Source organism: Blattabacterium sp. (Blattella germanica) str. Bge, from assembly GCF_000022605.2.
Classification (GTDB): Bacteria; Bacteroidota; Bacteroidia; order Flavobacteriales; family Blattabacteriaceae; genus Blattabacterium.
The window spans coordinates 363,063-374,731 of record NC_013454.1; the positions used below are offsets into that span (position 1 = coordinate 363,063).

Here is an 11,669-nt window from a genome sequence, read left to right on the forward strand (position 1 = left end):
ATATACACTTTGACTAAGAATCTAGGAATGAAACTAATGAAAAAATTCTACCTTTGTGAATAATTTATAAAAATGAATTATACCGTATCTATTGTAGGACGTCCAAATGTAGGAAAATCGACTTTTTTTAATCGTCTTGTAGGAAGAAGAAAAGCTATTGTTCATATTACAAGTGGAGTTACAAGAGATCGAATTTTTGGAAATTCAGAATGGAATGGAGTCAAATTTTCTGTAGTGGACACAGGTGGTTTTAGTTTTGCGACTTCAGAAAATGATGTCCTTGAAAAAGAAATAAAAAATCAAATTTTCATAGCCATTAAAGAAGCTGATGTGATTTTATTTTTAGTAGATATAAAAATGGGAGTATTAGATACAGATAGAGAAATAGCTAAAATCCTCAGAAAATCTCAAAAAATAACTTTATTAGTAGTGAATAAAGTAGATAACGGAATATTATATTCCGATACAGATTTTTTCCATTTAGGATTTGAAAACTGTTACTATATATCAGCGATAAATGGAAGTGGAACAGGAGAATTACTAGATAAATTAGTGGAAATATTCAAAGATAAATTCGTTCAAAAAAAAGAAAAAATCATAAATAAAGAATTCCTTCCTCGTTTTTCTGTGGTAGGACGTCCAAATGTAGGAAAATCGACTTTGATTAACTCTTTTCTAGATAAGAACCATCATATTGTAACTCACATTTCTGGAACAACTAGAGATAGCCTAGATGTTTTCTACAAAAAATGGGGATATGAATGTATTTTAGTTGATACTCCTGGAGTAAGAAAAAAATCAAAAATAAGAGAAAATATTGAATTTTATTCTTCTATAAGAACGGTAAGAACGATAGAATACACTGATGTTTGTCTTTTAATGGTAGACGCGGTTCGTGGATGGGAAAAACAGGATACGAATATTTTTCGATTAGTGAAAACAAATCATAAAGGGATTATAATTCTTGTTAACAAATGGGATTTATTTCATAATAAAAATTTTTCTATACAAAAACATTTTGAATTTTTGATTCGAAAAAAAATATCTCCATTTGAAAATGTTCCCATTCTTTTTATATCTGCTAAAAATAAAAATGGAATACATCATATTATTCCCCTAGCAGATCAAATTTTAAAATCCCGTAAAAATAGATTAAAAACGAATATTTTAAATAAAATTATGTTACCAATTTTGAAAAAAAATCCTCCTCCTTCTAAGAAAAAAAAGAAATTAATAACTATTAAATATTGTACTCAGCTTCCCTCATGCACGCCAATATTTATTTTCTTTTCTAATTTTCCTCAATACATAAAAGAATCTTACAAAAGATTTGTTGAAAATCAAATTCGTTCTCACTTTGATTTTAGAGGGGTTCCCATACAAATTTTCTTTAGAAAAAAATAATTTTTATTTGGAATTTATTATCTACTTGTTTTGATAATACCGTGATAACACATTTAAGAGGAAAGTTAATAGAAAAAAATCAATCTTATTTAATAATAGATTGTCATGGAGTAGGATATCATATTCATATTTCATTATACACCCATTCTTCTTTGTTAGAAGAAGAAGGAAAAGATATATGTATACATACTTATCTTTTTATAAAAGACAATCAACATGTTTTGTATGGTTTTTTTGACAAAATAGAGAGAAAAATATTTTCTTATTTGATATCCGTGAATGGAATAGGTCCAAGTTCTGCTATCATGTTATTATCTTCTCTGACTCCATATGAAATAGAAAAATCTATATCTAAAGAAGATATAAAAGCATTTGACAAAGTTAAAGGAATTGGGACAAAAACAGCTCAAAGAATTATTATTGAATTAAAAGATAAATTTACTAAAGAAATTTTTTATAAAAAAGTAAAAAACGAAAACACACCTTATTCAATCAAAAAAGAAGCTTTAAGTGCTTTGAGCGTACTTGGATTTTCTACTAAAGAATCTAAAAAGATTTTGGATGATATTTTGAATGAACATCCAGAATTTTCTGTAGAAAATCTCATTAAAGAATCTTTGAAAAAATTATGAAATAATGATTTCCGATTTATAAAAAAAACAAACTTGAAAAATAATATACTTTTGCTTTTTTTGTGAATTCAATAATACCTCTTATTATGAAATTTTTTTATACCTCAATTATAGTGGTTCTTTTTTTATTATCCATATTTGATCTAATTGTTGGTTTAATTAATGATGCAGTTAATTTTCTTAATTCTGCTATTGGATCTCAAGTTGCTTCTCGTAGAACTATCATGATTTTTGCTAGTTTAGGGATTTTATTAGGAGCTTTTTTATCTAGCGGAATGATGGAAATAGCAAGAAAAGGAGTTTTTGATCCTTCCTATTTTTATTTTTCAGATATTATTTTTATTTTTTTAGCGGTTATGATATCCGATATTATTTTGCTGGATGTTTTTAACACTTTAGGATTACCCACTTCCACCACAGTATCTATGGTTTTTTGTTTATTAGGTGGAGCTTTCAGTATAGCCATGATTAAAATGAGTTCTCCATTAAATAATGAACCCTTTCATCATCTCACTCTATATATTAAAGCAGAAAAAACATTAACTATTGGAATAGGGATTTTTTTATCTATTATAATTTCTTTTACTTCTGGTGCTTTCATTCATTATTTCATTCGTTCTTTATTTAGTTTTGAATATGAGAGTAAATTAAAATATGCAGGAGTCATATGGACTGCTATTTCATTGAGCAGTATGACTTATTTTCTCATTGTAAGAGGGTTGCACAGCACATTACAAGGAAGGATTCATGAAAATTTAACAGAATTTTCCTTATTCATTCAATATTTCATAAAATGGATCCACCATAATTTTTTTGTTTTTTTGCTCATATTATTTTCAACATGGACGATTGTAGCAAAAATATTTGTTTCTTTGGGATACAATATATTAAAATTTGTCGTATTATACGGAACTTTTTCTTTGGCTATGGCTTTTGCAGGAAATGATTTAGTCAATTTTATCGGAATTCCTATAGCTGGAATACAGTCTTATAATATATGGAAAGAAGCGGGAAGTCCTATTGCTGAAAAATTCAACATGAAAAGTTTATCTGGAAATGTGCAGGTTCCATCTTTATTTTTGATTTTTGCAGGAATGATTATGATATTGACTCTTTGGTTTTCCAAAAAAACAAAGAACATTACTAGCACAGAGATTAATTTAAGTAGACAAAATGAAGGGCCAGAGAAATTTTTATCCAATTCTTTTTCTAGAGGAATTGTCCGATTTTTTTTATGTTTCGGAAATTATTTTTTTAAATTCTTTCCGAAAAGGCTTTTGGTTAAAATAGAAAAAAATTTTAAGCAAAAAAAAACACAAGAAAACGTAGCTTTTGACCTAGTTAGAGCTTCTGCGAATTTAACCATATCTAGTATATTGATATCGATAGCTACGGTTCATAAATTACCATTGTCAACTACTTTTGTTACTTTTATGGTTTCTATGGGGACTTCTTTTTCAGATAGAGCTTGGGATCGAGAAAGTGCTGTTTATAGAGTTTCAGGAGTGTTAAAAGTTATAAGAGGATGGTTTTTAACAGGTTTAATCGCCTTTACAATGGCAGGAATGACAGCTGCTTTTTTATACTTTTTTAAAGCATGGGCTTTATTCTCTCTTATTTTTTTAATTGTATTTGTTTTTTACAAAAGTTATAAAAAATATCATAAAAAAATCAAAGAAGAAAAACCGTTTTTTAATATGATAGTAAATATGACTCTAGACTTAAACAAAACCTTTGATATTCTTAACCCTATACTTGAATATATAGAGGAAATTTATAAAAAAAGTATAGAAGGAATTACTCAAGAAAATTTAAAAACTCTTCAATATAGTAGAAATACTTTTTTAAAAGTAAAAGAAAATTTTATCAGTATACAGAACTCTTTAATTCAAGTCATTCGAAAAACGAAAAACAGTGAACCCATTTCTGGAATTCTTTATTTGCATATATACAACAAAACTCAAGAGATTATTGAATCTTCAGAAATTATTACTAATCACACATTATTTCATGTGATCAATAGCCATAAACCTTTAAAATATCAACAGAAAAAAAATTTGTTAATACTTGAAAATCTAATGATTGAACATTTTCACATCATAAAAAAAATAACAATAGATAGAAATTGTAAACAAATCCAATTTCCTTGTACAATCCAAAATCAAATCCTAAAAAAAATAGAAGAACAAATGAATCAACAGGTACTGGGAATTATTTATAAGAAATATGGAACAAAAAACACTTTATTGATGTTGGATCTTCTTTTACAATCAAAAAAAATAACAGAAAGCATAGAAGATATTATACAATTGTATCACAATGTATTATCCAAAAAAAAAGACGCGTCTTTTCTAGCTTTCTAAGAGTCAAATGGTCATTATGTTGCACCCTCTTAGATCTGAAAAATCCATTCTTCCTAATACTTCGAATTCATAGTCATTTATTTTTTTTCCTAAATCTTCAGTAGAAATAAAAGGACAAGATAAGTAATTCGATAAATCTATAATATCAATTCCTCCTATCTTATTGTTATCTATATGAATCATAGGGTCTTCTGGATCTCTTATATATATTTTCATCCAAGGAGGACATCGAAATACACCGTTTTTTTTTGCATAGGCTTGAGAAAGCAATTCTGTCATACCATATTCCGAGTGAATTTCCTTTACACAAAAAAATTTTTTCAATAAATTGTGTAATTCTTCTCTAATTATTTCTTTTCTTTTTCCCTTCATTCCTCCTGTTTCCATAACAATCACGTTTTCTTGATTCCCATTTTTTCCCACATATTCTATGAAATCTAATAAAGAAAAACTAAGTCCAAAAATGAAAATATTTTTTTGATCAGGAATAATAAGATTTTTATTATAGTCATAAATAAAATGACTTCCATTTTGAATGGTTTTTTGTATAAAATATTTTACCATGTAAATTAAAGAAGAATCCTTTCTATCAAGAGGAAAAAATCCTAAAAATTTGAATTTTTCTATTGGTCCATAAAAGAATTCAAATCCTTTTCTAATACTGTTCATATAAACACTTAAATCTGCTACATAATGTTTACTTTTTATTCCTGTAGTTCCACTACTAGTGAAAATGATATCTGGAATGCTAGTTTTACTACTCCAAATACAATGTGTTTTGAAAAAAGAAATAGGTAAAAAAGGAATTTTAGAAATATTTTTTATTTTCATTGGATCAATCTTCAATAATTGAAGATAGTTTCTATAAATTTTGTTATTTGCAATTTGATAATGAAATATATCCAATGCTAAATTTTCAAATTCTTTTTTAGATAATATCGAAAAAATCTTCTTTTTAAAGCTCATTTTAAAATTTTAAAAAAAAATATAATTCTTTCAATTTGTTAAATAAATATCCTTTTCTAGAGAAAAAAAATTGAAATTCTTTTTCAAAGGAATTTTTAAAAAAACTATAAGGAATTATATTGATTTTTTGATTTGCTTCTTTTAGAAAAAAAAGACATATTGAAATACAAAAAAAATATTTCGTCATGCCTAATATTCCACCAAAAAATCTGTCTACAGGTTTCATCCATGCAATCATCATAATAAATTCTATTAATTTTTTAGACCAAAAAGCTAAAAAAATTATAGAAATAAAAAAAACAATTAAAGAAGAAACTAGAAAAAGATAGGATTCTTTGCTTACTACATTGATTTTTTGAATTAAGTCAAATACAAAGTTTCCTTTGTAAATAAGGATTAAAAATATCATGAATCCAAAAAATTGAGAAATTAAACCTTTTTGATATCCATGATATCCTCCATATAAAACTAGAATGATAATAATTATATCTAATACTAACATAAATGGAAAAAAAATTTCTGCAACAATTTCATATCAATTGGAATAAAGTCATGTTATACATACGAAATCATTTTTCCATAGAAGGAAAAATTGATATCATTGGAATTATTTACTTAATAGGAATTCAAGAACTAGGCAAAGGTAAAAATAGATTTTTAAATAAAGAAGATAAAATCAATATTCTACATATTGCAATATGTAGAATACTAGAACCTTTTGGTTATTATTCGTTCCTTGGAAGAGATAAGGAAGGATGGCCTCATTATATATTGAAAACAAAGATTCCTTTTAATCAGGAAGAACAATTGTTTTTAATTCAAAAAGCTATCATTCGTTATATGAGTGAAGAAAATATTATAGAATAAATATGGATCAAAAAATAGATCAAATAAAAAAAGAAATCAAATGTTTTCATATTAAAACATATAATGATTTAGAAACATTTAGAATTAAATTTTTAGGAAAAAAAAGAGGAATTCTAACAATATTATTCAAAGAATTAAAAAAAATATCCATTCATAAAAGAAAAATTTATGGAAAAATTATTAATGAATTAAAAAAAGAAGTTCAAAAAAAAATTTTTTACTACAAATCCAAAAATGACAATGAAAAAATACTTAAGTACGATCCGACTCTTCCTGGAAAATCTATAGAAATAGGATCCATTCATCCCCTATCTATGATCAAAAATAGAATCATAGATATTTTTCTAAAAATTGGATTTTCTTATGTAGACGGTCCTGAAATAGAAGATGATTGGCACAATTTTACGGCTTTAAATATTCCAATCTTTCATCCATCTAGAGATATGCAAGACACATTTTTTTTATGTCAAAGTCCAGATATTTTGTTGCGGACACATACTTCATCTATACAAATACGATACATGAAAAAACATCGTCCGCCTTTTCGTGTTTTATCTATAGGAAAAGTATATAGAAATGAAACTATTTCATCACGTTCAAATTTCATGTTTCATCAAGCAGAAGGGTTTTATATAGATAAAAAAGTTTCCTTCTCTGATTTAAAACAAACGATTCATTATTTAATAACTTCTCTTTTTGGAAAAGAAAAAATCAGATTTCGTCCTTCTTATTTTCCATTTACAGAACCTAGTGCTGAAGTAGATATATATTGTAATAGAGAATGGTTAGAAATTATGGGCTGTGGAATGATAGACCCCGAAGTTTTGAAAAATGTAGATATTGATCCAGAAATTTATTCTGGATTTGCTTTTGGAGTGGGAATAGAACGTTTAGCTTTAATGATTTATCAGATGAAAGATATTAGAATTTATTTTGATAATGATATTCGTTTTTTAAGACAATTTAAAAATGAATTTTAGATTGAGATTTTCTTTGTCGAAAAACTTCATATAAAATCACTCCACAAGCTACAGACACATTTAAAGATGAAATTCCTTTTATTGCTGGTATTTTTGCTTTTTCGCAGGAAATTTCTAAATATTTGGGAGAAATTCCTTTTTCCTCATTTCCTAATATTAAAGCTGTTGGCCCTGAAAAATCAATATTGTACCAATATATATTGGATTTTTCCGTAGCAGAAACAATTTTTAATCCAGAGTTCATTAAAAACTCTATAGTATTTTTTATATTTTTTTCTTGACATATTGGAACTTTAAACAAGGCCCCTGAAGAAGTTTTTATTGAATCAGATCCAATCATTGCTGTGTATTTCTTTGGAATAATAATAGCGTCTGCTCCTACGCATGCAGAAGTACGTATTATAGATCCAAAATTTCTTACATCTGTAATCCGATCTAAAATAACCAAAAGTGGATTTTTTCCTTTTTCATAAAACACAGGAAGCAAATCTTTGATTTGATAAGTTTCTATAGGAGAAAGAATAGCAAAAACTCCTTGATGATTTTTATTTTTTAATTGATAAAATTTTTGTTTTGGAACGGTTTGAATTGGTATATTTTCTTTTTTGGAAAGACTTATTAATTCTTTGTAAGCATTTGATATTTTTCGAAATCCTCTTTGAAAAAAAAGCTTACTAATAGTTTTTTTAGATCGAATAGCTTCTATCAATGGACGTATTCCATAAACAATTTCTAATTTACTCATAGTCAAGGATTATAATTTAATTTTTTTTATCAAAAATTCTAAAAATAGATTTACTTAATAAATTTTTGATAAAAAATCGTGAAATATTTCTACAGAAAAAAAAGATAAAAAGAAAAAGAAAAAAATATAAAATAGTTAAAAATCCAAATCCGATAACATAATTGCCGAAATAGAAGGAAAGAAAAAAACATAAAGAAAGACTTCCTAAAAAAAAAATAATAATACAAAATATCAACAAAAAAAAATTAAAAAAAATCTCTGTCATGATGGAAATCAATACTTGAATAACTTCATTTTTTAAAATACACCATTTTTTATGTAGAAAATTTCTAATAAAAATGAACATAAAAAAATAAAAAACTTATTAAGTCCCCAATTCATCTTCTACTTGATCTATTTTTCTTTATCCATTTTATTTTTTTCCACCTTGCTTCAACATCGGATTTGATCCGATATACTTTTTGACCAATTTTTTTACTAATTTTCTGCAGATTTTCTCTTAATTCTTCTGTTTTCTTTCCTAGTATATTTTTTATTTTTTCTTCTTTTCTTGGAGATAACAGAATTCCCATTATTAAACCTGCCATGGTTCCTAGAATAACTCCCCAAAAAAAACTTCCTCCTCTTTTCATAAAGAATAACAATTTTATATTTTTACGGATAAATTTACGCACAAAATTGTATTTGTGTATTTATGAAATATTTTTCACATGTTAATTAAAAAAAATTTTTCTCTCAAAAAATTTAATACATTTGGAATAAATGTTTATGCTCGTTATTTTGTAGAAGTGAAAAGTATAGAAGAAATTCAAAAAATTTTTGATATATATCCATCCATTCCAAAACTTTTTTTGGGAAATGGAAGTAATATTCTTTTTTTAAAAAATTATTATCCAGGATTAGTCATGAAAATGGGGGTTCAAGGAAAAAAAGTGATTCAGGAAAATGATTCTAAAGTGATTGTTCAAGCTTTTGCTGGAGAAAATTGGAATGAATTTGTAAAATGGACCATAAAAAAAGGATTTAGCGGTTTAGAAAATTTATCATTTATTCCTGGTACAGTTGGAGCTGCTCCCATTCAAAATATTGGAGCATATGGAACAGAAATCAAAGATTCTTTATTCAAAGTTCAAACGTATAAAACTGATAATCAAAAAATAATAGAATTTACACGTGAAGAATGTCAACTCAAATATCGTTCTTCATTTTTCAAAAATCCTCATTACAGAAATAAATTTCTAATTTTATCTGTTTTTTTCTTTAAGAAAAAATATAAAAAATTGAATACATCCTATGTGGAAATTCAAAAAGAATTAGAAAATATGAATATTAAAGAACCTACTATTAACGATTTAAGTAAAGCAATTTTTAATATTAGACATCGTAAACTTCCAAATCCCAAAAAAATTGGAAATGCTGGTAGTTTTTTTTTGAATCCTATAGTGGGTATTTTGGATTTTCAAAAACTAAAATCTAAATATCCCGCTATTATTGGTTATGATATTTCTAATGATAAAGTCAAATTATCTGCTAGCTCATTAATTGAAAGCACAGGATGGAAAGGAAAAAAAATTGGAAATGTAGGAGTATATGAGAGACAACCTATAATTTTAGTCAACTATGGAAAAGCTAGTGGAATGGATATATATTCTTTTTCAGAAAAAATAACAAAAGACATCAAAAAAAAATTGAACATTCTTTTATCAAGAGAAGTAAATATCATACGATAAGTCAAAAATGAATCAAAAAAAATCCATAAAACAATTTGATCTTAATTCTTCCCTTTTTAAAGGGGGGTTGGGGAGTTCCGTCCCGTGTAATTTGATAAAAATTTGAATTTATGTCAATGACTATGACTTTAGAAAAATCAAAACAATACATACAAAACAAAATCAAAGAAAAACCTGATTTTGGAATTTTATTATTAGGAAGTCAGTTTGATAAACTAATAGAGGAGATTCAAAATCCTATATGCATTTCTTATGAAGAAATTCCCCTTTTTTCGAAAAAAAAATTATATGGAAAATTTTTATTTGGTCAAATAGAAGGGAAAAATGTGGTTTTTTTAATAGAACCTTTTTCTGAAGAAAATAGGACAAACTATTTTACTATTGTTTTGTGTAAACATATAGGAATCGATAAATTAATATTGATTAATATTTCTGGAGGAGTGAACCCCAATTATAAAATGGGAGATGTAATGTTGGTTAAAGATCATATCAATTTTTTTCCAGAAAGCCCTAATATAAATGATTTGATAAAAAATCGATTTTTTGAAATCACAGAACCATATGATCAAAAAATGTTAGAAATTGCAGAAAATATAGCCATGAATCATAATATAATTATCCAAAAAGGAGTTTATGTAGCTTTTCCCTATTCTAATTATAAAACCTATGCAGAATATGCTATGATAAGATCTATGGGGGGAGATAGTGTTGGAATGAATATAGTAACAGATGTCATTACTGCTAGATGTATGAATCTACGAGTATTTGCCATATCCATTATTGTGATGGGGATGGGTTTATCTGAACCTAAGATTCAAAAGAATGCAGATTCTAGAAATACATTTTTTCAAGAAACGGAAAAATCTATATCTCTTCTAATATTAATAGTCAAAGAATTTATAAAACTTTGTTTCTAATTAGATTCGAATAGAGAAGAGAGTTCTATAATTGATTTATAATATTTCTTGTAATTTTTAGAAAAATATTTTTAATTTTATCGTTTTTTAAAACCCCAGGAATTCCCAAATCTGAATATTTTCGTATTTCCTGTAACATAGGAATTTCTCCAAGGAAAAAAAGATTCATTTTTTTGGAAAAATTTTTGACTCCATTTTTTCCAAAAAAATAACATTTTTCTTTACTTTCTTTTGTAAGAACATAAGACATATTTTCTATAATTCCAAGAATTGGAACAGAAATAGATTGAATACGAAACATTCCTACTGACCTGTTTACATCCGATAACGCTATTTTTTGAGATGTACTAACTATAACAATTCCTTTTAATGAAATCTCTTGCAAAAGAGATAAATGTATATCCCCTGTTCCTGGTGGTAAATCTACAATTAAAAAATCTAACTTTCCCCAATCCGTTTCATGAATAAATTGTCTCAAAACTTTAGTGACCATAGGCCCTCTCCAAACAATAGCTTGTCCATATTTGGAAAAAAAACCTATAGATAGAATTTTTACTCCATAACTCATAATAGGATTCATCATACCATTTTTATGTATTTTTGTATGGATATCTACTTCTTCTAGATTAAACATTAATGGAATAGAAGGTCCATATATATCCGCATCCAATAATCCAACATGAAAACCCATTTTTACTAAAGATACAGCTATATTAGTTGCTATTGTAGATTTTCCAACTCCTCCCTTTCCAGAAGCTACAGCTATTATGTTTTTTATTACAGGTTTGATTTTAGGATCTGATTTCATTTCTATTTTTATACATATTGGATCTGATATATTTTGATTTTTTATAGAATGGGTTATATCTTTTATTAGTTTATTTTTGAAATGCATAGCGGGATTAGATAAACTCAAATAGATTACTATTTTATGACTCAATAAATCTATCTTTTTTACAAAACCAGATTCAATAATATTTTTCTGATTATCAATAATAAAAACATTTTCTAATGCTTTTTCAATTTTTTTTTTCATACATTTTTTTGATAGGATTCACAATAGTA

Annotated in this window: 12 protein-coding genes; 7 read left to right on the plus strand and 5 right to left on the minus strand. The window is 26.1% G+C overall.

The genetic code is table 11. The features are described 5' to 3' along the window. The first annotated feature begins 72 nt into the window (after positions 1-72). The 3 genes from der to BLBBGE_RS01810 all read left to right on the plus strand — a co-directional run bounded on the left by der (position 73) and on the right by BLBBGE_RS01810 (position 4,399). Positions 73-1,404: a ribosome biogenesis GTPase Der gene (der, locus tag BLBBGE_RS01800; protein WP_012840890.1), complete on the plus strand. Its 1,332-nt coding sequence runs from the start codon at positions 73-75 to the stop codon at positions 1,402-1,404. 41 nt (positions 1,405-1,445) lie between these two features. Next, entirely contained in the window at positions 1,446-2,036 is a 591-nt protein-coding gene (gene ruvA, locus BLBBGE_RS01805) for a Holliday junction branch migration protein RuvA (protein WP_012840891.1), read from the plus strand. Positions 2,037-2,122: 86 nt separating this feature from the next. Then, positions 2,123-4,399, plus strand: a complete 2,277-nt coding sequence (locus BLBBGE_RS01810; protein WP_012840892.1) for an inorganic phosphate transporter — start codon at positions 2,123-2,125, stop codon at positions 4,397-4,399. Between the two features lie 3 nt (positions 4,400-4,402). Here the strand turns inward: BLBBGE_RS01810 and BLBBGE_RS01815 are convergent, their stop codons facing one another. Together BLBBGE_RS01815 and BLBBGE_RS01820 are read right to left on the minus strand one after the other, a co-directional pair. Then, positions 4,403-5,365 (minus strand): LuxE family acyl-protein synthetase/acyl-CoA reductase, encoded by a 963-nt coding sequence (locus BLBBGE_RS01815; protein WP_012840893.1) that lies wholly within the window; start codon positions 5,363-5,365, stop codon positions 4,403-4,405. 1 nt (position 5,366) lies between these two features. Next, positions 5,367-5,867, minus strand: a complete 501-nt coding sequence (locus BLBBGE_RS01820; protein ID WP_012840894.1) for a CvpA family protein — start codon at positions 5,865-5,867, stop codon at positions 5,367-5,369. A 2-nt stretch (positions 5,868-5,869) separates the two neighbouring features. Between BLBBGE_RS01820 and BLBBGE_RS01825 the strand changes: the two genes are divergently transcribed. Both BLBBGE_RS01825 and pheS read left to right on the plus strand, forming a co-directional pair. After that, complete coding sequence (locus BLBBGE_RS01825; protein ID WP_012840895.1) at positions 5,870-6,232, plus strand: hypothetical protein; 363 nt, start codon at positions 5,870-5,872, stop codon at positions 6,230-6,232. A 2-nt stretch (positions 6,233-6,234) separates the two neighbouring features. Then, a complete protein-coding gene (pheS, locus tag BLBBGE_RS01830; RefSeq protein ID WP_012840896.1) occupies positions 6,235-7,212 on the plus strand; it encodes a phenylalanine--tRNA ligase subunit alpha in 978 nt (325 codons plus the stop codon). Here the strand turns inward: pheS and rlmB are convergent. Both rlmB and BLBBGE_RS01845 read right to left on the minus strand, forming a co-directional pair. Next, the gene (gene rlmB / locus BLBBGE_RS01835) at positions 7,196-7,957 is read right to left on the minus strand and encodes a 23S rRNA (guanosine(2251)-2'-O)-methyltransferase RlmB (RefSeq protein WP_012840897.1); all 762 of its coding nucleotides are present in this window, start codon (positions 7,955-7,957) and stop codon (positions 7,196-7,198) included. The genes pheS and rlmB overlap by 17 nt on opposite strands. A 377-nt stretch (positions 7,958-8,334) precedes the next feature. Then, positions 8,335-8,589, minus strand: coding sequence for a YtxH domain-containing protein (locus tag BLBBGE_RS01845; protein ID WP_012840899.1), 255 nt, complete (start codon positions 8,587-8,589; stop codon positions 8,335-8,337). Between the two features lie 78 nt (positions 8,590-8,667). On the opposite strand from BLBBGE_RS01845, the gene murB reads away from it, so the two are divergent. Together murB and BLBBGE_RS01855 are read left to right on the plus strand one after the other, a co-directional pair. Beyond that, positions 8,668-9,687: a UDP-N-acetylmuramate dehydrogenase gene (murB, locus tag BLBBGE_RS01850; protein WP_012840900.1), complete on the plus strand. Its 1,020-nt coding sequence runs from the start codon at positions 8,668-8,670 to the stop codon at positions 9,685-9,687. Between the two features lie 116 nt (positions 9,688-9,803). Further along, positions 9,804-10,604: a purine-nucleoside phosphorylase gene (locus BLBBGE_RS01855; RefSeq protein WP_226989452.1), complete on the plus strand. Its 801-nt coding sequence runs from the start codon at positions 9,804-9,806 to the stop codon at positions 10,602-10,604. Positions 10,605-10,629: 25 nt separating this feature from the next. On the opposite strand, the gene BLBBGE_RS01860 is transcribed toward BLBBGE_RS01855, so the two are convergent. After that, positions 10,630-11,640 (minus strand): Mrp/NBP35 family ATP-binding protein, encoded by a 1,011-nt coding sequence (locus tag BLBBGE_RS01860; RefSeq protein WP_012840902.1) that lies wholly within the window; start codon positions 11,638-11,640, stop codon positions 10,630-10,632. Positions 11,641-11,669 lie beyond the last annotated feature (29 nt).